The sequence below is a fragment of the Streptomyces xanthophaeus genome, from assembly GCF_030440515.1.
Lineage (GTDB): Bacteria > Actinomycetota > Actinomycetes > Streptomycetales > Streptomycetaceae > Streptomyces > Streptomyces kutzneri.
Genome location: NZ_CP076543.1, coordinates 5203453 through 5224347 on the forward strand (window position 1 = coordinate 5203453; position 20895 = coordinate 5224347).

General features: G+C 73.1%; 23 protein-coding genes, 1 tRNA gene and 1 pseudogene. 11 read left to right on the forward strand and 14 right to left on the reverse strand.

Annotated elements, in window-relative coordinates; genetic code table 11:
* Positions 1-15: 15 nt before the first annotated feature.
* Positions 16-1221, forward strand: coding sequence for a M6 family metalloprotease domain-containing protein (locus KO717_RS23105; protein ID WP_301370898.1), 1206 nt, complete (start codon positions 16-18; stop codon positions 1219-1221).
* Between the two features lie 19 nt (positions 1222-1240).
* Here the strand turns inward: KO717_RS23105 and KO717_RS23110 are convergent, their stop codons facing one another.
* The 6 genes and pseudogenes from KO717_RS23110 to KO717_RS23135 form a co-directional block, all read right to left on the reverse strand.
* A complete protein-coding gene (locus tag KO717_RS23110) occupies positions 1241-1516 on the reverse strand; it encodes a hypothetical protein (protein WP_301370900.1) in 276 nt (91 codons plus the stop codon).
* Positions 1517-1625: 109 nt separating this feature from the next.
* Positions 1626-2216, reverse strand: coding sequence for a hypothetical protein (locus KO717_RS23115; RefSeq protein WP_301370902.1), 591 nt, complete (start codon positions 2214-2216; stop codon positions 1626-1628).
* Positions 2217-2276: 60 nt separating this feature from the next.
* Positions 2277-2954, reverse strand: coding sequence for a Crp/Fnr family transcriptional regulator (locus tag KO717_RS23120; protein ID WP_301370904.1), 678 nt, complete (start codon positions 2952-2954; stop codon positions 2277-2279).
* Positions 2955-3122: 168 nt separating this feature from the next.
* Positions 3123-3196: transfer RNA gene (locus KO717_RS23125), tRNA-Lys, on the reverse strand.
* A pseudogene (locus KO717_RS23130) lies at positions 3187-3811 on the reverse strand (bifunctional DNA primase/polymerase). The gene KO717_RS23125 and the pseudogene KO717_RS23130 overlap by 10 nt, the downstream one beginning before the upstream one ends.
* Positions 3812-3942: 131 nt before the next feature.
* Positions 3943-4284 carry a hypothetical protein gene (locus tag KO717_RS23135; protein WP_301370906.1) on the reverse strand — a complete coding sequence of 114 codons (342 nt, stop codon included), beginning with the start codon at positions 4282-4284 and terminating at the stop codon, positions 3943-3945.
* 95 nt (positions 4285-4379) lie between these two features.
* Between KO717_RS23135 and KO717_RS23140 the strand changes: the two genes are divergently transcribed.
* A complete protein-coding gene (locus KO717_RS23140) occupies positions 4380-5639 on the forward strand; it encodes a M20 metallopeptidase family protein (protein ID WP_301370908.1) in 1260 nt (419 codons plus the stop codon).
* Here KO717_RS23140 and KO717_RS23145 read toward each other — a convergent pair.
* Positions 5629-6198, reverse strand: coding sequence for an NADPH-dependent FMN reductase (locus tag KO717_RS23145; protein ID WP_301370909.1), 570 nt, complete (start codon positions 6196-6198; stop codon positions 5629-5631). The genes KO717_RS23140 and KO717_RS23145 overlap by 11 nt on opposite strands.
* 115 nt (positions 6199-6313) lie before the next feature.
* On the opposite strand from KO717_RS23145, the gene KO717_RS23150 reads away from it, so the two are divergent.
* Positions 6314-6796 carry a MarR family winged helix-turn-helix transcriptional regulator gene (locus KO717_RS23150; RefSeq protein WP_301370911.1) on the forward strand — a complete coding sequence of 161 codons (483 nt, stop codon included), beginning with the start codon at positions 6314-6316 and terminating at the stop codon, positions 6794-6796.
* A 28-nt stretch (positions 6797-6824) separates the two neighbouring features.
* On the opposite strand, the gene KO717_RS23155 is transcribed toward KO717_RS23150, so the two are convergent.
* From KO717_RS23155 to KO717_RS23170, 4 genes are all read right to left on the reverse strand, one after another.
* Positions 6825-7286 carry a hypothetical protein gene (locus KO717_RS23155; protein WP_301370912.1) on the reverse strand — a complete coding sequence of 154 codons (462 nt, stop codon included), beginning with the start codon at positions 7284-7286 and terminating at the stop codon, positions 6825-6827.
* A gap of 134 nt (positions 7287-7420) precedes the next feature.
* Positions 7421-8761 carry an AAA domain-containing protein gene (locus tag KO717_RS23160; protein WP_301370914.1) on the reverse strand — a complete coding sequence of 447 codons (1341 nt, stop codon included), beginning with the start codon at positions 8759-8761 and terminating at the stop codon, positions 7421-7423.
* Positions 8758-10341: a hypothetical protein gene (locus tag KO717_RS23165; RefSeq protein WP_301370916.1), complete on the reverse strand. Its 1584-nt coding sequence runs from the start codon at positions 10339-10341 to the stop codon at positions 8758-8760. The genes KO717_RS23160 and KO717_RS23165 overlap by 4 nt, the downstream gene beginning before the upstream one ends.
* Positions 10329-11552: a hypothetical protein gene (locus tag KO717_RS23170; protein ID WP_437184559.1), complete on the reverse strand. Its 1224-nt coding sequence runs from the start codon at positions 11550-11552 to the stop codon at positions 10329-10331. The genes KO717_RS23165 and KO717_RS23170 overlap by 13 nt, the downstream gene beginning before the upstream one ends.
* Before the next feature lie 80 nt (positions 11553-11632).
* Here KO717_RS23170 and KO717_RS23175 point away from each other — a divergent pair, with 80 nt between their 5' ends.
* Positions 11633-12226, forward strand: a complete 594-nt coding sequence (locus KO717_RS23175; protein ID WP_301370920.1) for a histidine phosphatase family protein — start codon at positions 11633-11635, stop codon at positions 12224-12226.
* Between the two features lie 554 nt (positions 12227-12780).
* Here the strand turns inward: KO717_RS23175 and KO717_RS23180 are convergent.
* Positions 12781-14100 carry a tetratricopeptide repeat protein gene (locus KO717_RS23180; RefSeq protein WP_301370922.1) on the reverse strand — a complete coding sequence of 440 codons (1320 nt, stop codon included), beginning with the start codon at positions 14098-14100 and terminating at the stop codon, positions 12781-12783.
* A 242-nt stretch (positions 14101-14342) separates the two neighbouring features.
* On the opposite strand from KO717_RS23180, the gene KO717_RS23185 reads away from it, so the two are divergent.
* A complete protein-coding gene (locus KO717_RS23185) occupies positions 14343-14744 on the forward strand; it encodes a hypothetical protein (protein ID WP_301370923.1) in 402 nt (133 codons plus the stop codon).
* 45 nt (positions 14745-14789) lie between these two features.
* Positions 14790-15668, forward strand: a complete 879-nt coding sequence (locus KO717_RS23190) for a spermidine synthase (RefSeq protein ID WP_301370924.1) — start codon at positions 14790-14792, stop codon at positions 15666-15668.
* Between the two features lie 4 nt (positions 15669-15672).
* Here the strand turns inward: KO717_RS23190 and KO717_RS23195 are convergent, their stop codons facing one another.
* A complete protein-coding gene (locus KO717_RS23195; RefSeq protein WP_301370925.1) occupies positions 15673-16626 on the reverse strand; it encodes a LysR family transcriptional regulator in 954 nt (317 codons plus the stop codon).
* A gap of 149 nt (positions 16627-16775) precedes the next feature.
* Here KO717_RS23195 and KO717_RS23200 point away from each other — a divergent pair, with 149 nt between their 5' ends.
* Positions 16776-17189, forward strand: a complete 414-nt coding sequence (locus KO717_RS23200) for a hypothetical protein (protein WP_301370927.1) — start codon at positions 16776-16778, stop codon at positions 17187-17189.
* Positions 17190-17277: 88 nt separating this feature from the next.
* Here KO717_RS23200 and KO717_RS23205 read toward each other — a convergent pair whose 3' ends face one another.
* Entirely contained in the window at positions 17278-17817 is a 540-nt protein-coding gene (locus tag KO717_RS23205; protein ID WP_301370929.1) for a hypothetical protein, read from the reverse strand.
* Positions 17818-17896: 79 nt separating this feature from the next.
* Between KO717_RS23205 and KO717_RS23210 the strand changes: the two genes are divergently transcribed.
* Genes KO717_RS23210 through KO717_RS23225 form a run of 4 tightly spaced genes read left to right on the forward strand, consistent with a single transcriptional unit; the run spans position 17897 to position 20845 of the window.
* Complete coding sequence (locus KO717_RS23210) at positions 17897-18586, forward strand: response regulator transcription factor (protein ID WP_301370931.1); 690 nt, start codon at positions 17897-17899, stop codon at positions 18584-18586.
* Positions 18587-18593: 7 nt separating this feature from the next.
* Entirely contained in the window at positions 18594-20000 is a 1407-nt protein-coding gene (locus tag KO717_RS23215; RefSeq protein WP_301370932.1) for a sensor histidine kinase, read from the forward strand.
* Between the two features lie 27 nt (positions 20001-20027).
* Positions 20028-20192, forward strand: a complete 165-nt coding sequence (locus tag KO717_RS23220) for a DUF5993 family protein (RefSeq protein ID WP_189737231.1) — start codon at positions 20028-20030, stop codon at positions 20190-20192.
* 2 nt (positions 20193-20194) lie between these two features.
* Positions 20195-20845: a disulfide bond formation protein B gene (locus KO717_RS23225; RefSeq protein ID WP_301370933.1), complete on the forward strand. Its 651-nt coding sequence runs from the start codon at positions 20195-20197 to the stop codon at positions 20843-20845.
* Positions 20846-20895: the final 50 nt, after the last annotated feature.

Sequence of the window (20895 nt, forward strand, 5' to 3'; positions counted from 1 at the left end):
CAGACACCCGGGGGAGTGGAACGCTCCGTCCGAAGTACCGCCGCGGCACTCACCTCCCTCGCGGCGCTCGCCGCCATGTCGCTCGTCGCCGGTCCCGCGGTGGCCGATCCGGGATCCGCGCCCTGCGCGCTGACCCGCACCTCGGCGCACCACTCCCTCGGCCTGGACACCTGGAACGGCGCCTACCCCAAACCCGAGCGCACGCTCAACGCCGTCATGGTCTTCCTCTCCTTCCCCGACCACCGCAGCGCCCTGAAGACCGAGGAGATCGTCGGCGACTACTTCCCCGCCACCAGCGACTTCTTCGAGCAGGCCTCGTACGGGCGGTTCAAGCTGGCCCCACACCCGCAGAAGCAGTGGATCCAGATGCCCAAGCCGTCCACCGCGTACGGGATAAAGCGGGACTGGGCCGCCGGGGACCGGGCCTCGTACCTGCGGGACGCGGTCGCGACGGCCGACGCCCAGGTGGACTTCCGCAAGTACGACGTCGTCTACTTCGTCGCCGATCCGGAAGCGCCCGGCGTGGACTCCGACGCCACGAAGGTCGTCAACTTCGAGAACCCGATCGTCGCGGACGGCACGGAACTGCGGCGGATCGTCACCGTCTTCGAGCGCCACCCGCCGGACCGCAACGTGCTGGCCCACGAGACCGGGCACGTCTTCGACCTGCCCGACCTCTACCACCGGCCGACGGACGGCAAGGGCGACTGGGACACGTACGTCGGGGACTGGGACGTCATGGGCAGCCAGTTCGGCATGGCCCCGGACCTCTTCGCCTGGAACAAGTGGAAGCTGGGCTGGCTGGACGCCTCCCAGGTCGACTGCGTGCAGTCGGGCTCTTCGCTGCACACCCTGCAGCCGCTGGCCCAGGCCCCGCCGAGCGGCGGAACGGGCGGCACCCGGCTCGCGGTGATCCGTACGGGCCCCGGCAGCGCGATCGCCGTCGAGGCGCGGGGCTCCGCCGGCAACGACGGCGACACCTGCACGGAAGGCGTCCTGGTCTACCGGGTGCGCAACGAGGCCTCGTCGGGCGGTGGCCCGATCGAGGTGCTGGACGCGCACCCGTCGACGGAGGCGTGCTGGGACCGGTCGGTGTACCCGCCGCTGGCGGACGCGCCGCTGGAGGTGGGCGAGACGTACACCGTGCCGGGGGAGCGGATCACCATCGAGGTGGCCGACCGCACCCGGTCGGGCGCGTACACGGTGAAGATCACGACGTGACCATGGAGCGCCCGGCGGGCTATGCGGGGGCGGCGCGCCGCCAGGTGACGGCGATGTCCGCCACCACCAGGATGGCGATCACGATCACGAGCGCCCAGAGGTTCTCGCCGTGGACATCGCCGAACGGGATGTAGACGGCGAGGCCGGCCGGTGCCATGCCCCGGTAATGGGCGACGGCCTTCGTCGCGTTGCGGGGAAGCGGTACGGGCAGGTTGGCCATCCGCCAGCCGGACTGCGGCTCGGGCTGCCGCTCGTCGTGGGGCCGGCCGTTCGGCCAGGTGGGGGTAGTGTCCATGACGTCGTGTCCTCATCTCTGGGCGTGACTGAGCGGTGAGGTGGGCTGCGTTTCCTTGGCCGGGGCGCAGCACACCCGCCGTGCGGGACGAGCGGAGAGCGGAGTGCGGTCAGCCGGCCGGAAGCGGGCCGGGCGACACGATCGTCACCCAGGCCTGGACGGCGGCTTCTTTCGTGCTGAGCAGAGTGCGACGGAACGGGCCGAGGGGCAGGCCGCGCTGATCCGGCCGTAGCCGGAGCCACGCCGCATCGGTCACCGCCAGGACGAGTTCGCCACGGTCGCCGGCAAGGGCGAGCCGGAGCTCGGGAGCGTCCAGGAGCCGGAAGGCATGGCTGATGTCCCTGCCGACGTGGCCCCTCTCGTCCTGGAGCGTCGTTCCCGTGTGCAGGACGGCGCGCAGTTGAATCTGCTCCTGGCGTACGGCCGCCGCGTTGTGGTCGTGGAGCGCCGCGGCCAGCGCCGGCACGACGGTGTCGACGACGAGGCCGGGTTCGACGACGGCATCGAGGAGGCTCATGATGCCGTCCCCGCGGTCGAGCATCTCGCAGGCCGCAGGTGGAATCTCTGCCTTCCGGAGTCCGGCGGCCAGGGCGTCGTACAGGACCCGTCGCATCGTCAGGCAGGCGCTGTCGGTGCGATCGGATCGGGTGAAGCCCACGATGTCGAGGCCCAGGAAGGTCTTGCGCACGGGCATGTGCATACGGTTACGCTAACACACTGTCAGTCCTACACGGAAGAAGTGTGAAAATTACCAGTTCGGTCAGTTGTCGTCGGCCAGGACCTGCAGGGCCGGAAGGTCGATGACGGCGATCCGGCCCCGGCTGGTGGTGACCAGGTCCTGGTTGCGCAGCAGGTTCAGGGCCTTGGCGACGGCCTCGCGGGACGCCCCGATCATCGCCGCCAGCTCGCTCTGGGTGACGGGCAAGGTCAGCGACGGGGAATCCGGGCCGCCCGAGGGGGTGCCGAGCTGCTCGGCGAGGGTGACGAGCTGCGTCGCGATCCGCTGCAGGACGTTCTGGGACGCCATGTCCAAACGGGCCTGGTCCGACTCGCGCAGACGGGTCATCAGGATGCGCACCAAGGTGCGCAGGACCTCCGGGTGCGTCTCCAGGAAGCGGTTGAGCTGATCGGCGGTGACGATGGTCGTCATGACGTCGGTCTTCGCGATCACCGATGCGGACCGCGGCCGGCCGTCCAGTGCTGCCATCTCGCCCACGATGTCGGGGCCTTCGCGCAGCCCCAGGATGACCTCATGGCCGGTCTCCGCGGTGACCACGACCTTGGCGATGCCTTCCCGTAGCAGGACCGCGTGCGACGACGGCTCGTGCTCGCGCAGGATCACGTCTCCGGCCGCGTACCGGACCGGGACGCCAAGGCTCAGAAGGGCGGCCGTGTGCTCTTCGGCCAGGGCCTCCCACAGATCGCTCTTGCCAGTCATGAGTGCTTCCTCGGTTGGTGCGCGCGACCTGTACAACGTAGACCACAACTCGATCCGGCCATGCGGGCTCCTGGAGGTCCGGCTCGTCCCCTCGCCGGCGCCGGGCCGCGGGAACGCCGAAGGCCGCCCTTCCCGAAGGAAGAGCGGCCTTTGACGTTTGCCTCGCTGTGCGCCGCCAGGGACTCGAACCCCGGACCCGCTGATTAAGAGTCAGCTGCTCTAACCAACTGAGCTAGCGGCGCTTGCTGACGAGGAAGACATTAGCAGGAGGATCCGCGGAACGAAAAATCGATATCCCCAGGTCCGGTCGGTGCGGGGCTGCGGGCCGCCCGTACGAAGGCCCAGAGCAGGGCTTCGGGCCCGGGAAGCCAGGGCTCGCGCGCGTCGGGGGCCACCAGCCACCGGGACTGCCCGGGCGTGGCGGCCAGCGGCGGCACGGTGACGGCGTCGCCGCGGCCGTGGCACAGCGGCGCCGGGGCGGTGCGGGAGCCGCCCCACTCCTCCCACGCCAGCAGGGCGGGCAGCCGGTGCGCGGTGCCGGGGGCGGCGAAGAGCAGCATCCGGCCGCGGTGCACGGCGACCGGCCCGGAGCCCGGGCCCTCGGCCCACAGCAGGTCGAGGATCCGGCGCCCGAGGACGAGCGGGACGTTGACGACGTCGAAGGGGTCACCGCAGGGCAGCGTGGCGGGCAGCCCGGGCCGCGCCTCCCACACCGCGAGGGTGCGCCGGGGGTGGGCGGCCGCGGAGGTGAGCCAGGCGGCGCCCTGGGGTGTGACGTGGGTGGCGGGTGCGGTGCGGGTGCGCTCGCCGCGCGCGTGGAGGGCGGTGCAGCCGGGAGCCTTCGTCAGCGTCGTCATATGCCACTGTCTACCCGCCGTAGCGGAGCAGTATCCGCGAGTCACCGAAAACGGGGACGGCGGGGCTGTCACGGGAGTATGGTGCGCTCCTCGCATGCCGGGCGGGGCCGGACGGCCGGCCCCTCCGCGGTCTACGGCGTACCCGCGCCGCGCTGGAGGCTTTCGCCGAATTCGATCATCTTGCGGGCGTAGTCCTCGGTCCACTCCGCCTGCTCGGCGATCAGGGCCGGTGAGAGCCGGTCGAACCGGCGGGGATCCGCCAGCTGGGCCGCCGCCAGCGCCTGGAACTCCACCGCCCGCTCCTGCGCGGCCCGGAAGGCCAGCGTCAGCTCGGTCGCACGGGCCAGCAGCTCCCGCGGGTCCTCGATCGACTCCAGGTCGAAGAAGTGCTCCGGGTCCGCCACGGCCTCCGAGGGCTCGAAGAGCAGAGGCGCCGGCCGCAGCCGCCGCTCGGTCCGCTCGGGCTCTGCCATGCGTGTCCTCCTGCTGCGCGTGCGAAGTGATTCCGGGCCACCGTCCATTGTCCAACGCCGCGCAAGACCCCTGCGCGATGGGCTAGAACACCCGTATGGCCGATGAGATGCACGAGCAGATCGACAGGCTCAGTGGCGAGGGAGTCGCACAGGTGATCGGCTGGCGCCGGCATCTGCACCGCAATCCCGAGCTTCCCAACCGCGAGGCCGGCACCGCCCGGCTCGTCGCCGAGGAGTTGCGCGCGTTCGGGCTCGACGAGGTGCGGACGCGGATCGCCGGGCACGGGGTGGTCGGCGTTCTGCGGGGCGGGCTGCCCGGACCGCGGGTGGCCGCACTGCGGGCCGACATGGACGCCCTGCCCGTACCCGACCGCTGCGGCGCCGACTTCGCGGCGCCGGACGGCGGCGCCTCGCACGCCTGCGGGCACGACTGCCACACCGCGATGCTCCTCGGTGCGGCCCGCGTGCTGGCCGCCGTACGGGAGCGGCTGCCCGGCGCCGTGCTGTTCGTGTTCCAGCCCGCGGAGGAGGGCCCTCCGGTGGGGGAGGAGGGCGGCGCCCGGCTGATGGTGGCCGAGGGGGCCTTCGCCGATCCGGTGCCGACCATGGCCTTCGGGATGCACGTCACCCCGCACCCCAAGGGCTGGGTCGGCTGGAAGGCCGGCGCCATGTACGGCGCGTCCTGCCTGGTCCGCATCGTGCTGACCGGCCGTCAGTCGCACGCCTCCTCACCCTGGCACGGCATCGACCCCATGCCGGCCGCCGGGGCGCTGCTGACCGGGATCGGCCAGCTCTACCGCCAGATGTCCGCCTACTCCCCGCTGACCGTCTCCATCGGCCACGTCGAGGACGTCGGCCGGTACAACGTCATCGGCGAGACGGTCACCCTGTGGGGCACCGTCCGCTGCGCCGAGGAACGGGACATGCCCGAGGTCAAGCGCCGGCTGACGGTGCTCGCCGAGCACACGGCCCAGGCGTACGGCTGCACCGCGCGGGTGGAGCTGCTCCAGGACGTGCCCGCGGTGCGCAACGAGCCCGCCTGGGTGGCGGCCGCCCTGCCCACCCTCACCCGGGTCGCGGGCGCGGACCGGGTGGTGGAGGTGGGCGGCACGCTCGGCTACGACGACGTCTCGGAGCTGGTCTCCCGCTTCGGCGGGCTGTACGTGATGCTCGGCGTCCAGGACACCGCCCTGGACCCGGCGACCGGCGAGCCCGTCGCGGTGCCGGGCGGGCGGGGGATGGTGGGCAACCACCATCCCGCCTTCTACGCGGACGAGGACACGCTGCTCACCGGCGTACGGCTGCACGCGCACGCCGCGTACGACCACCTGGTGGGGAGCCTGCTCACACCGTGACGGCCTCGGCGGCGCGCCGCGCCGCCAGCTCGGCCACGTCGTCCAGGACCCCGGCGAGCTCGCCCGCGAGCGTCTCCGGGGCCAGGAAGCCCTCGGGGCCGAGCAGCTTGGGGATGCCCGGGATCGCGACGGAGCGCTCGGCGGGCAGCATGCCGAGGCGGGTGAGGACCGGCAGCAGCATCTCGGCGGCCGGGGCGCCGCCGGTGGGGCCGGCGCTGTAGCTGACGATGCCGACCGGCTTGCCCTTCCACTCGTTGTAGAGGAAGTCGATGGCGTTCTTGAAGGGGGCGGTGAAGCCGCCGTTGTACATCGGCAGGACGAAGAGGAAGGCGTCGGCCGAGTCGACCAGGGCGCTCCAGTCGCGGGTGTGCTGATGCGCGTAGTTGCCGGTGGAGGCGTACTCGGGCTCGTCGAGGAAGGGCAGGGCGATCTCGGCGAGGTCGACGGAGGTGACGTCGAAGCCGCCCCGCTCACGGGCCTGCTCGGTGACCCAGCGGGCGAGCGGGCGGCCGGAGGAGGTGGGTCGGGTGGCGGCGGAGACGACGTGCAGGCGGGTCATGGTGAGGACTCCCCGTTCGATGCTGTTGTTGATGTGTCACCTAATGAAACCCAGGATCTGAATGACATGTCAACCAGATAAGTGATGTGTCACCGACCTGGCTAGAGTGGCGGACATGACCCCCGCACCGGAGCCCGGGCCCCGCTGGCTCACCGAGTCCGAACAGGACGCCTGGTACGCGTGGCGGCGGATGTTCCCGCTGGTCAACGCCGAGATCGCGCGCGACCTCACGCAGGACAGCGGACTTTCCGAGGCCGACTACGACGTGCTGTCGGTACTCGGCTCCACGAACGGCCACCGTATGCGCATCAGCGCCCTGGCCGAGCTGATGCGCTGGTCCCGCAGCAGGCTGTCCCATCAGCTCACCCGCATGGAGCAGCGCGGCGCCGTCCGCCGCGAGGAGGTGGCCACCGACGGCCGCGGGGCGGAGGTCGTCCTCACCGACGCCGGCATCACCCTGATCACGGAGGCGGCCCCCCTCCACGTGGAATCCGTCCGCCGTCACCTGATCGACGCACTGACCCCGGACCAGCTGCGCACCCTGGCCGAGGTCGGCGAGGTCCTCCGCGAACGCCTGGGCGCCCGGCGCAAGGCCTGAACCGGCCGGTCGGCCGCGCCCGCGGGTCTCAGACGGTGAATCCGGAGATCCGAACGTGCGCGACGTCTCCGGCCTCGTAGTCGAGCTCGATGTGCACCCCGTCCGCGAGCCGGTGGCCGTCCTCGTCCCTGAACGGCGTGGGGCCGTGCAGTTGCGGATACCCGCACGCGTCGGCGCTCGAGCAGTACTCCTCCGAGATCTCCGTGTCGGGATAGGAGGCGCGCAGCCATGCCGCCACCTCCTGGCGGGGCGCACGGAAGTCCAGCTTGTACGAGGCGCTCATCCACTGGCTCGTGGTGCAGTTCCGGTCGCGCGTCCCCGCGGGCAGCTCGGCGGCGCGGGCGAAATGGGCAGCCTTGTCACAGGGCGCGCCCAGGTCGCCGCCGAAAGCGGCCCACCACAGGGACGCCCACCAGCCTCCGGCGGCCAGTACGGCCGTCGTGCCGGTGATCGCGAGCCACCTCGTGAGGCGCTTGCGTACTACGGTCATAACTGAAGAACCCCCTGGTCACCATCACTTGAACATGTTCAAGGATGCGATCGGGGGGTTCCTGGTTCCACAACCGCCCGAAGATCACGACGACGGGGTGAGGTGACGGGGCGACCGGGCCCCGCGGGCCTTCCCTACGGCCGCCAGGGGACGCGGTGCTCGGCCAGGTGGGCCAGCACCGAGTGGTTCGCCTCCCAGCCGTCCGGGAATTTGACCGTCACGCCCAGCTGCACCGGCTCCGTCGACGGATGGTCGTCCAGCAGCTCCGCTATGCCCGCCCGGGCCACCACCACGCACGCGTGCCGGTGCCGGGAGGCCAGCACGCACAGGCGGCCCGTCTCCAGGTGGAAGGCCGTCGCGTCCGGGCGGCCCGACAGCGGGTGGAGGACCACCGTGAGGTCGTACTCACGGCCCTGGAGCCGGTTCGCGGTGTCCACCGTGACCCCCGTGACCCCGAGCGAGGCCAGCGCCGCGCGGACCGCGGCCGCCTGGTCGCGGTGGGCCGTGCCGACCGCGATCCGGTCCGCCGTCAGCGGGGCCGGGTCCGGGAACTGCTCGTCCGAGGTCACCGCCCCGCGGTCCAGCGCCCGGCGCACCACCAGGGCCACCGCCCGCACCGCCTCCGGGTCCGTGCGCGGGGTGTGCCGCGCCGGCAGCTCCAGCAGGCCCCAGCCCGCCTCGGCCGCCTCGTCCAGCACCCGGTCCGGGCCCGACCCGTCCGAGGCCACCCCGTACGACAGCCGCCGCTCGCCCGGGCCCGTACCGCTGCGGAACTGCGTGTACGGGTAGAAGGCACGGGAGACCAGCGGCGCCGCCGTCGCCGGGAGCCGCCAGGACACCGGCAGCCGGTGCTGCGGCAGTTGCGGGTTGTGCGCCAGCAGAGTGCTCACCGCCGAGGCGGACGGATCGTAGGACAGACCCGCCCACTGCTCCGCCCCGACCACGCTGAACGGGTCCAACTGCCCCGGATCACCGACGAACAGCGCCCGCTCGAACAGCCCGGCCACGGCCAGCAGCGCGTCCGAGCGCATCTGGTACGCCTCGTCGACGATGGCGTGCTGCCAGGGCTCCACATCCTTGACGAAGGCCCACTTCGCCGCCGTGGAGATGGTGATCGGCAGCTCCGCCAGGTCCTTCGGCTTGGCCGACAGGGTGACCGAGGGCAGCTCGCGCAACGCCGGGTCGTAGGCGTCCCCGTCACTGCTGTGCAGTCGGCCCACCTTCAGCTCCGGGTCCTTCTCGGCGAGACGCAGCACCAGGTCGTCGACCTGCGCGTTGGTCTGCGCCACCACCATCAGGCGGCGCCCGGCCCCCGCCAGCTCCCGGGCCGCGCGCACCACGAGCGTGGACTTGCCGGCTCCGGGCGGGGAATCGACGACCACACCCCGCTCGGTCCCGTGCAGGGTGTCGGCCAGGATCGCGGCGGTCGCCCGGGCGGCCGCCGCGCCCGGGTCGAAGGGAGCGGTCGTGGTCACAGCAGGTCCTCGTCGGTCACGGAGTCGGGCAGGGGAAGGGCGCCCGCCGATCCCGGCGGGCCACCGTGCGTCCACGGGGTCTGCTCGGGCTCCGGGAGTTTCGGGCCGCCGCGCGCGTCGTGCTCGAAGAGCGTCCAGCAGAGCCGGTCACCCTTCTCTGGGACCGTCCCCGGCTCGGGGTCCCGGCCGCGGCCCATCTTGTCGAGGAGCCGCAGCACCAGCCGCCCGTCCTCCTCGAAGCGGACGAACTGTGCGCTCTGCGGGCGCCCCTCCAGCGAACGGAACACCTTCCCGCCGCCCTCGTCCGCGAGCTGCGGCCGGTCCTCCGTCACCACGGTCACCAGCGGGCGCGGACTCGGCCGCTTCGACTCCGTCCACTCCATCACCACCTCGGTGACCTCACCGGCGAAGGCCTCGCCCGCCAGCCGCCGGCCCGCCATCACCAGCGGGTCGTCCAAGGCCTCCTGCGCGTCGAGCCGCACCTGCTCGGTCTCCCGCGTGGCCAGCTTCTGGGCCGCCGTCACCGCGTCGTCGCGGCGCGGCTGCGGCGGCTCGCCCGCCCGTACGCGGTCCCGGTGGCCGGTGTAGGACCAGCGGTCACGCGTCCAGCGTTCCTCCGCGCGCTCGCCCGGCGGCAGGGCGCGCAGCAGGTCGATCGCCTCCCAGGTCCTCGACCAGGTGCCCGACAGCTGGGACTCGACCAGCCGGTGCACCTCCAGCTCGGCCGCCCGGACATGGCGGTCGTCGTTGCCGGGGCCGGCCGCCAGGGCCGAGCGCGCGGCGTCGTAACGGGCGATGGCGGGAGCCAGCAGCTTGTTGTCGAAAGCCGGATCGGTGGCCGGACCGGCGGGCGGGCACAGCAGCTGGCCGTCCTTGTCACGGCCCAGCTCCGCCCGGTGCGCCTCCTCGGAGCCCGAACGGCCCTCGGGCGGGTCGATCCAGCCCAGGAGCGCACCCAGGTGCTGGTCCTCCAGATTGCTCTGGCCCGTGGCCCAGTGCCGGGACAGCAGGTCCGTGGCCGACAGCAGCATCGACGAGCCGGGCACCCGCGAGCGCTCGGCGAGGTGGGTGAACCAGCGGCCGAGCATCGGCACCTGCGAGGGCGCCGGATACGGATTGTCCGGATCCTCCTCGGCGGTGCGCCGGAACCGCATCGAGCGCCCCAGCAGCCGTACGTACTCGATGCCCGCCCGGCTCGGCACGATCAGCTGCGGCGCGTCCACGCACAGCTCCGTCTCGACCTTGACCCGCTTGCCCGTCTCCGGGTCCGTCTCGCTGCGCTCGGCCGGCTCCACGACGTCCGCGTACGCGTCGATGTGGGTCAGCACCTGCACGGCCAGGTCCGCGAGGAAGGCCCAGCGCCGGTCGCGGTCGCGCGGCTGGGGTATCACGAACACCCGCGGCGCGTGCCGGTCGGTGCCGACCATGGCGCCGAGCGGGGCACCCGCCTCACCGGCCGTGGTCAGCGGTACGAACACCATCGGGCGCTCGCTCAGATGGCGGTGCCGCACGGTCGCGAGCGGCTGGGCGCGACCCGCGCGTACGGCCTCCAGCCGGGCCAGGGTGCTCAGCAGGGACATGCGGGGGTCTCCGGGGCAAGATGCGGCGGACGCGCGGCGGCCAGTTCCAGGGCCTCGGCGCGCAGCCGGGCGGCGCGGTGCAGTGCGGCGGCGGTCGGATCCTCGGCGCAGCCGGCCCCGGCGGCCGCCGCCAGGGCGGCCTCGACGGTGGTCAGCGCGCCCAGCTCACCCCGTACCGACCGGCCCAGCGCGGTGACCTGGTCGGCGGCGCGGGCCCGGTCACGGCAGTGGAAGGCGAGCTCGCAGGCGGCCAGGCACTCGGGGGCGTAGGCGGCGTCGACGGCGGACACCGCCAGGTCCAGCTCCTCGGCGGTCCGCGTCGCCGGGTCGAAGCTGAGGCCCTCCGGCAGGGCGGCGGCCAGCTCCTCGACGCGGGTCAGCCGGTCCAGCTGGCGCCGGGTCACGGAGCGCTCGCGGCGGATGTCGACGGGGGAGGCGGCCGGCAGGTTGGAGAAGTCCTTCGGGCAGACCAGCAGCACGGTGTGCCCGACCTCGGCGCCGGGCAGTTTCGCGGCGGTCTTCTCCAGGGCCAGCACGTAGACGGCGGCCTGCCGGGCGGCGGCGCCCACCTTCGCGGCGTCGGCGGCGCCGTCGATCATCGGGAACGACTTGATCTCCACGACCGTCCAGCGGCCGTCGGGGTGGACGACGACGGCGTCGGGCTCCAGGTAGGCGGGGGAGCCGGCCACCTCCAGCGCGAGCATCGGATGGTCCAGCAGCGTCCAGGCCCCGCTGTCCCGGCCGGCGGCGGTCGCCTCGCGCAGGGCGAGCGCGGTCCGGGCGGCGCGGCCCTCGGGGCCGGCGGCGGTCAGATCGGGGACGCGGGCACCGGCCCCGGGGGACCCGGGAGGCTCGGCGGCGGGCGCGAGGTGCGCGTGCACCAGCCGCAGGAGCTCGGCGCCGCCGTCGCCCTTGACCTTGGCCTCGAAGGAGTTCCCGCGGACTATGGCGAACTGCGACTGCCCGAAGGACGCGGGCGAGCCGAGCGCCGAGGCGAGGGCGGTCTTGTCCACACCGGCGCCGTCGAGCAGGGCGCGTCTGCCGCAGCCGGGATTGGCGGCTAGGGCCGCCAGCGCCCGGGCGTCGAGCGGACGGGGCGGCACGGCGGGGCCGCGCAGACCGGCGAGCCGCTGCCGCAGAGTCGTCGGCTGCGCGGGGCTGCTGGGCGGGTAGGAGCTCACCCGCGGAAGTGTCCCATCCGCCACTGACAATCGGGGACCTGGCGCGGAAACCGGCCGTCGCAGCGGGTGATGGATGATGGACGGACCTCGAACGAACCTGGAGAATTCACATGGCCCCCCGCATCCTGCTGGCCCGCCACGGCCAGACGGCGTGGTCCCAGCTAGGCAAGCACACCGGACGCACGGACGTGCCGATGCTGGAGGAGGGCAGGCTGGGCGCGAAGCTGCTCGGCGAGCGGCTGGCCCGTGACCCGTGGCGGGGACTGCCGGGCGTCGAGGTCCGCACCAGCCCGCTGGTGCGCGCGAGCGAGAGCTGCGACCTGGCGGGCTTCGGCGCGCGGGCCGAGCCGTGGGACGCGCTGATGGAGTGGGACTACGGCGACTACGAGGGCATGACCCCGGCCGAGATCCAGGCCGTCCGGCCGGGCTGGCTGATCTGGCGCGACGGGGTCCCGGGCGGTGAGTCCGTCGCCGATGTGGCGGCCCGCGCGGACGAGGTCGTCGCCTGGGCCCGTTCGGCGGAGCGCGATGTCCTGGTCTTCGCGCACGGGCACATCCTGCGGACGCTGGCCGCGCGCTGGCTGGGCTTCGAAGCCTCCTTCGGTGCCCGCATCCGGCTGGAGCCGACGTCCCTGTCGGTGCTGGGCTGGGCGTACGGCGCGCCGGCGCTGGAACGCTGGAACGACACCGGTCACCTCGCGTAGCGGTGGCCTGACCGTCTGTCGGGCTCGGGCCGTGTGCCGGGCTCTGCCCGGACCCGCGCCTCAAACGCCGGCGAGGCTGGAAATGCGGGCCCGTGCCTCGGTGGGTGGCGGGGCTGGAAGTGGCGGGCTTGTCGGTAGGTGGCGGGGTGGGGGGCCGGGGCGGGGTGTCTCCTCGGCTCGGCGCGTGCGGGCTTGTCTCGGTTGTTCTCGGTGGTTGCGCGCTCGTCCTGCGGGGACACCCCGCCCCGTCCCCCCACCCCCCACGCCGTCGCTGTCGAAGCCCCGCCGTGGGGCGGGGACACGCAGGAGGGTCCCCGCAGGACGAGGCGCGACCGCGGCCGTCTGGCCGGGACAAGCCCGAAGGCGCCGAGCCGAGGAGACCCTCGTGCGGGGCACCGCCCCACACCACCCAGCCCCGCCGGCGATTGAGGCGCGGGTCCGGGCGGAGCCCGGCGAGGATCCGGACCCGCCGTGAACTGCCGAGCACCCCGCAGGGGCACGGGCGGAGCCCGGTGTGGATCCGGACCCGCCGTACGCCGAGCACCCCGCAGGGGCTAGGTCGAGGCGTGCCTCGTCAGGAAGGACCCCACCCGGGGGGAGCGCTGGTGGGGGACCAGGGTGGCGGCCGTTTCCGTGAGCATCGAGCGGACCCGCGTCGACTGGACCTCCGCGAGGAGGTCCAGCACGCGGCCCCCCGCCCACGCCGCCTCGTCCGGGGCCCCCGCGCGGGCCAGGTCGCCGGCCAGCTCGGCGGTGTAGAGGGCCACGTTCCGGGCGAAGTGCGGGTCCTGGAGGTCGGCGGCGCGGCGGGCGTGCCGGGCCGCGCGGGCGTGTTCGCCGAGGGCCGACCAGCAGCGCGCCTCCAGGGACTCCAGTTCCGCCTGCCCGAAGAAGGACATCCACTCGGGGTCGGCGTCCGACTCGCCGCGGGAGAACTCCGTGTGCGCCCGGGTCAGCGCCTCCTCGCAGGCCTTGCGGTCGGCCAGCCCCGCCCAGCCGCCCGCCTCCCGCAGCGCGAGCAGGGACAGCAGCCGCGGGGAACCGAGGGAGCGGGCGGCGCGGCGGCCCGCCTGGGCGGCCCGTACCGCCTCGCGGGAGCGGCCGCAGTCCCGGGCCAGGAAGGCCATGTTGCTGAAGGCGTGCGCCTCCAGGCCCGCGTCCCGCGCGACCCGGGCCGTCGCCAGAGCCTCCGCGTAGTGCGAGCGGGCGTCGTCGAAGCGGCCCGAGTCGTGGGCCAGCCAGCCGACGGAGACGGCCAGTTCACCGGCGCCCGAGTGCAGCCGGTCCTCGGTGGACTGCCGGGTGGCTCCCGCGTCGAGCAGCGCGTAGGCGGTGCGCAGGGGTTCGGCGGCCCGCCGGTAGAGGGCGTCGGCGCCGTGCCGGTCGTCCAGCAGGCGGATCTGGCGTACCGCGTCCTCGACGGCGGCGGCCTCGGACTCGCCGGCGCGGGAGGGGAGCCGGCGGGTGTCGCCGAGCAGGGTGAGGCTGAGCGTCGCGGCCGCCACGGTCGCGGAGCCGCCCGCCATGAACGCGCGACGCAGCACGTCGCTCTCCTTGGCACTGGAAGGGGAACGGTGGAAGGGGACGGAGAGGGGATCGCGCTGGGCCGAGCGGCCTCGGACGCTCTCGCGGGGGGAGAAGCCCAGATCGGCCAGGGCGCGGCCGGGGAACATGTGGAGGAAGACCCGCTCGTAGGCGTAGTTGGGGCAGCGGATCTCGCCGGACTCGACCCGGCCGATGTAGCGCGCGTCGCAGGAAACCGTTTCTCCGATCTCCTTCGCGGCTCGGCGTACCAGGGCCGCGAACTCGGCCGGGGAGTGCTGCCCGCGCAGCCGCCGGAACGTGGAGTTGGGTGAGTGGGGGGACGCCGCCATGGACGTGACCTCTCTGGCAAGGAACGCAGCACCGGTGCTGTGACTGGGGGTCCGGCGCGCATGAACGTACCGCCAGCGAGGGGGTGTTCATGCGATGTTTGGCTACAAAACGGATATCTCACCCGCGATCCGCCATGAACTGCCATCCTTTGCGGCGTCTTGCCACCGCACCCGTTGACGTTCCCGTGCGTTGAACCCATGCGGATACGGATCGAGGAGGGGTTCCCTTGTTGGAGGGCGGCATGGAGAGCACTGGAACGAATACCGCGTCCGAGCCCGGCGCGGCCCCGGACCTGGACCTGGTGACCGTTCCCACCCGGCAGGGGCTGGAGGCGGTGGACATCATCCGCCGCGCGGCCAGCCAGGCCGGCGGGGTCGGCCCCGTCCTGCACGACGGGTCCGGCGACACCCTCGGCTTCCTCGTGCCGTCCGGCACGGCCGACGCGTGGGACCTGCCGGGCAGCGCGTGTACGCAGACCAACGGGCGCGGCATGCGTTTCGGCGACGCCGCCTCGCCCGCCGCGGGCGCCACCGGCTGGCTACTCCCGCCGGAGGCCGTCGGGCCGGTCACCGATCCGGACGTGCTGCGGGCGGCGCTCGGCGAGGCGGCGCGGCTGATCGAGGCCGCGGACAACTGCCGCTGATGCCTGCGGGCCGGGTCCTGCGCCGCCGCCCGTCACAATGGGGTGGTGGCAGGCAAGGACAGGAACAAGGGCAAGCAGCGCGGACGCGGGGCCGCCGAGGCGGTCGTCGGGCAGGTGGACGGCGGCCGGGCGGAGCTGGAGCCGGACCGGGAGCGGGCCGGTGCCTGGACCCTGCTGATCGACGGGGCCCCGCAGTCGCACGTGGACCTGGACGATCCCGGGTACCTGGACTTCGCGTACCAGCGGCGGATCGGCCACCTGATCGACCTCGTCGCGCCCGCCCGGCAGCCCCTGAACGTGGTGCACCTGGGCGGCGGCGCCTTCACCCTCGCCCGTTACACCGCCGCCTCCCGTCCCCGTTCCACCCAGCAGGTCGTGGAGATCGACGCGGCCCTGGTGGCCTTCGTACGGGAACACCTGCCGCTGGATCCGCAGGCGCGGGTCCGGGTCCGGGCCGTGGACGCGCGGGCGGGCCTGGCCAAGGTCCCGGACGGGTGGGCGGACCTGGTGATCGCGGACGTGTTCAGCGGGGCGCGTACCCCGGCGCACCTGACGAGCACCGAGTTCCTGGACGACGTACGCCGTGCCCTCGCGCCCACCGGGTGGTACGTGGCCAATCTGGCGGACGGTCCGCCGCTGGCCCATCTGCGGAGCCAGATCGCGACGGCCGCGTCCCGGTTCACGGAGCTGGCGCTGGCCGCCGATCCGGTGGTGTGGCGGGGGAAACGGTTCGGCAACGCCGTCCTGGTGGCGGCCGACCGTGAACTGCCCGTCGCGGAATTCACCCGCCGGGTCGCGAGCGACCCGCACCCGGGCCGGGTCGAGCACGGCCGGGCCCTGGCCGACTTCGCGGGCGGCGCGGCCCCGGTCGCGGACGCCTCCGCGGTGGCCTCGCCGCAGCCGCCGCCCTCCGTCTTCCGCTGAAAGGTCATGCGGACCCGCTGCCCGCGTAGCCTCCCCAGCCGGCGGAAGGGCCGGCCACGCGCCTGCCCCGCTGAGGCCGCGCCCGGCCTCGTACGGCTGCCGAGTTCCGTGCCACCTGGGCGAAGGCGTGCACGAGGCCGCTGCGGTTCGTGAGGGACCACACCAGTGCCCACTGGGTGCTCGGGGCGTCGTGGATGGGCAGGTAGGTGATGCCGGGATAGGAGAAGTACCGGGTGGAGTGCTGGTGCAGCGGGCTGACGATCTGCCCGTCGGCGACGAGGGCGAGGACCTCCTGGAGGGTGCGCGCGGTCGGACCCCGCTTGATGAGGCGTCCGTTCGGTGTCCGTCTCGGCACCAGCGCCTCCGCCCAGTAGGACGGCGCCAGGCCGCCGAGGTCGGCGACCGGGTGGCCGTCGAGTTCCTCCCACGCCACGGAGACGAGGCGGGCCAGATCGGACTCGGCCGGGACGGCGAGCACGCGCCCCTCGGTCAATACCACAGGGCCGACGGTCAGATCGGGCTCCTGGACCGGCAGCCACAGGACCTGCGCGTCGACCTCATCGGCGCGAAGGAGGCCGAACGGGTCGGAAAGGCGGGATTCCACCAATTCGACTTCGCTGTCCGGATGATGTGACCGGAATTCCTCGATCAAAGGCCGAATTTCGTGCCCCATGGCGCCGAGGAACCCTACCCGTAATGTTCCGCGCAGTCCCTGGGCCGCCCCTTTGGCCCTCGTTATCGCCTCCTGGAACATGTCCCGTGCGTGCGAAAGGTCGTCGCGCAGCCGGCGGCCGATCAAGGTGAGGTGCACCGTGCGGGTGGTCCGCTCGAACAGGGCCGCCCCGATGGCCCGTTCCTGCTTCCTTATGACCTGGCTGACCCGGGCCTGGGAGATGTGCAGCCGCTCGGCCGTCCGCCCGAAGTGGAGCTCGTCCGCCAGTGCCAAAAATACGTCCACGTCTCGCAGTTCCAACTCCGGGCCCCCATTAATTGATAACTCCCGCTTATCGAACCGGTCCCAGAATTTACGTAGATCCCCCTCCCGTTAACTGGCTAGCTTGAAGTCGCCCGGTCAAGCCGAATTTCCACGAAGGAGCCAGGTAGATCATGAACAAGCTCAGCAAGTTCGCCGCGGCAGCCGCTTCCGCCACCGCCCTTGTCGCCCTCGCGGGAGCCCCCGCCGAGGCGGCGGACACGGCGTACAACACGCGCTCGGTGACCCTGACCGCGAACCCGACCTCGGGCATGGTGAACGCCTGCGTGAGCAGGAACATCTACCTGGCGACGGGGGACTACAAGTGGTCGCAGATCCTCGGCGGTGCGCGCATCCCCAACCGTGACCTCTACGTCGAGGCCGGCTGGTACACCTGGACCGACTGCATCGTCCCGTTCAACGGGTACTACAACCAGCACTCCTGGCTGTCCAAGCCGGGCTCGGCGACCGCCGGCCTGCCCGACACCAACCAGCTCCACCTTTCGGGGACCTACACCTTCGGGTCGGAGCTCGCCCCGAAGTTCTGATCCCGTCCCCCGCCGGGAAGGGGAGCCGCACCGTGTGGGCCGGGACCCGAAAGGGGTCCCGGCCGTTCCCGGTCAGGCCGCGGCCGACTCAGGGGTCGACGATCTCGACCAGCGGCGGGTGGTCGTGCCAGGTGCAGAACACCGACACCTCACGGCCGTCCCGGGTGAAGGTGACCCGGATCCAGAAGTCCGTCTTCCACACCTGCATCCGCCAGTCGGCCGCCGGCGTCGCCGAGACCAGCTCGGCCGAAGAGGCACCCAGGGAGAAGACGACCCGGCCGCCGGACACCGGATAGGCCTGCACCTTGCCCGCGTCCTGGCCCTCCGCCCGCTGGTACGGGCCGGGGCTGGCCGACGGCTTCGGGGACTTCTCCGGGGAGGCGCCGGCGGTCGGCGACGCCTCCGGGGCGGGCGATCCGGAGGGCGAGGGCGACGCGGACTCCGAGGGGGACGGGGACGGCTGCGCGCTGTGCGTCGACGAGGACAGCGGATGGCCGGTCAGGGGTACCGCGAGCGGCGGATCGTAGGCCGTTCCCGACATGACGGTGTGCACGCCCCACCACGACAGCGTCACCGCCGCGCCGGTCGCCAGCATCCAGGCCATGGCATGAAGAAGTCCTCGTCGCATCAGGGCACATACTGCACCACCCGCCACAAGAGTGGCCCGACACCCCGCTGAGTCGCCCGGATGGACTACGGTGCGGGCCATGGCAAGTGTGCTCGTGGTCGAGGACGACCAGTTCGTACGTTCCGCCCTCATCCGGCACCTGACCGAGGCCTCGCACACCGTGCGGAGCGTCGGCACGGCCCTGGAGGCCCTGCGCGAGGTCGCGCACCACCGCTTCGACGTGGTCATCCTCGACCTCGGACTGCCCGACCTGGACGGGTCCGAGGCGCTCAAGATGCTGCGCGGCATCACCGACGTACCCGTGATCATCGCCACAGCGCGCGACGACGAGGCGGAGATCGTCCGGCTGCTCAACGACGGCGCCGACGACTACCTGACCAAACCTTTCTCCGTGGAGCACCTCTCCGCCCGGATGTCCGCCGTCCTGCGCCGTGCCCGGGCCTCCGCCGGGGCCGAGCCGCCCTCGCGCGTCCTGCGCGTCGGCGGGCTCGCCATCGACCCGCTGCGCCGCCAGGCCGAGCTGGACGGGGCCGTACTGGACCTCACCCGCCGGGAGTTCGACCTGCTGGCCTTCCTCGCCGGCCGGCCCGGGGTGGTCGTGGCCCGGCGCGAACTGCTCGCCGAGGTCTGGCAGCAGTCGTACGGGGACGACCAGACCATCGACGTCCACCTGTCCTGGCTGCGCCGCAAACTCGGCGAGACCGCCGCCCGGCCGCGCTACCTGCACACGCTGCGGGGGGTCGGGGTCAAGCTGGAACCGCCCCGGTGAGCGCGCGATGAGATGGGCGCTCGTCAAGGTGTGCCTCGCGGTCACGGCCATGGTGGTCGTGGCCTTCGCCGTACCGCTGGGCCTCGTCGTCCAGGAGATGGCCAGCGACCGGGCCTTCTCCAACGCCGAGCGGCAGGCCGCCAGCATCGGGCCGACGCTGTCCATCACCACCGACCCCGTGCAGCTGCGCAAGGCGGTGGAGTCCACCCAGATGGGCGCCGCCCGGCGGATGGCCGTCCACGTGCCCGCGATCGGCGACAGCCCGCCGGTGGACATCGGTCAGGGCCGGGCCGGGGAGCGCGCCGTCGCGGAGACCCGGCGCATGGGACGGGGCACGACGGCGAAGGTCTCGGGCGGCGGCTCGGCGCTGCTCCAGCCGACCGCGCTCGGGTCCGGGGACATCGCCGTGGTGGAGATCTTCGTACCGGAGAGCGAGGTCAGCAACGGCGTCGCGACGGCCTGGCTGGTGCTCGCGGGCGTCGGGCTGGCCCTGATCGTGGGCTCGGTCGGGGTCGCCGACCGGCTCGGCGCCCGGCTGGTCCGGCCCGCCGAGCGGCTCGCGGACGCCGCCCACCAGCTCGGCGAGGGCAGGCTCGGGGCCCGGGTGCCCGAGGACGGGCCGAAGGAACTCCGCTCGGCGGCCGCCGCGTTCAACGCGATGGCGGACCAGGTCGTCGAACTCCTCGCCAACGAGAGGGAACTGGCCGCCGACCTCTCGCACCGGCTGCGGACGCCGCTGACGGTGCTGCGGCTCAACACGGCCTCGCTCGGCGACGGTCCGGCCGCCGAACAGACCCGGGCCGCCGTGGAGCAGCTGGAGCGCGAGGTCGACACGATCATCCGTACCGCCCGGGAACAGCGCCCGGCGACCGGTCCGGGGGCCGGGGCGGGCGCGGGCTGCGACGCCTCCGAGGTGATCCGCGACCGGATGGCCTTCTGGTCGGCGCTCGCGGAGGACGAGGGCCGCGAGGTGCGGCTCGCGGGCGTGGACCGTACGGTACGGATCCCCGTGGCGCGGCCCGAACTCGCCGCCGCCCTCGACGCCATGCTCGGCAACGTCTTCCGGCACACCCCCGAGGGCACCCCCTTCTCGGTGGACGTCCACGACGCGGGCGACGCCGTCATCGTGCTGGTCTCCGACGCCGGACCCGGCATCTCCGACCCGGACGCGGCCCTGCGCCGCGGCAACGACGGCGGCCGCGACGGTTCGACGGGCCTCGGACTGGACATCGTGCGGCGGGTCGCGGAGTCGACCGGCGGCGACGTACGGCTGGGGCGCTCGGTGCTCGGCGGGACCGAGGTCCGGGTCTGGATCGGCCTGGACGGCCGGAGCCTCGGCGGCCCCGGCACGGGGCGGGCCGGGCGCGGCCGACGCGGCAACCGACGTAACCGGGGGCGCGCCTCGCAGGAGTGATGCCACCGTCTCGGTACGGTCCGCGGCATGGACACCCTGATCTTCGGCGGGCTCCTCGCCACGCTGATCGCCCTGTACCGGGGCGCGTCCCGGACGGTCGTGCTCGGCGCGTGGTGGGCGGTGCTGATCGCCGTCACCCTGCTGACGGCGCACCACATCACCAGCGGCCTCGCCCTGAAGCTGAGCTACTGACCGTGGCCGCGACGATGCACAGCCTCGTGCCGGACGCCCCGCCGGAGAACGGCCTGCTGAGCCGGGTCCAGTACTGGTTCGCCTGCTTCTTCGCCCTCGGCTGGTCGGCCGTCGTCTGCGCCGGCCTGTACCACCAGTTCGGCCGGGGGGACATCCCGTGCCCGCTGTGCCTCGCGCAGCGGATGTTCATGGTGCTGGCCGCCCTGGGAGCGGCGTACATCATCCGCTCGGCGCTGCTCACCGGCACCGTGACGGGGCGCGCCTACATGACGGGCTGGGGGCTGTCCCTGGTCGCGGCGATCGGGGGCTCCTTCACGTCCTGGCGGCAGACCATGCTGTACGTCCTGCCGGGGAACAAGGAGGGCGGCGAGGTGCTCGGCCTGCACCTGTACCACTGGGCGTGGATCCTCTTCCAGCTCTCGGTGGTCGCCATCGGCGTCGTCCTGGCCTTCGCCCACATGACGGCCGACCGCGCCGTCCCGGCGGTCCGTCCGGGTCCGCTGCGCACGGCGGGCATGTGCGCGCTGTGGTTCCTGGGCATGGTGATCGCCGTGAACCTGCTGGCGGTCTTCCTGGAGGAGGGCTTCCACTGGTTCCTGCCGGACGGCCCGAACCGCTACCGGTTCTTCTACGATGTCGGGATCTTGGGCTGACCGGTCCCGGGAGGGGCCGGGGCGGCCCGGCCTCCGTTCGACGAATGGAT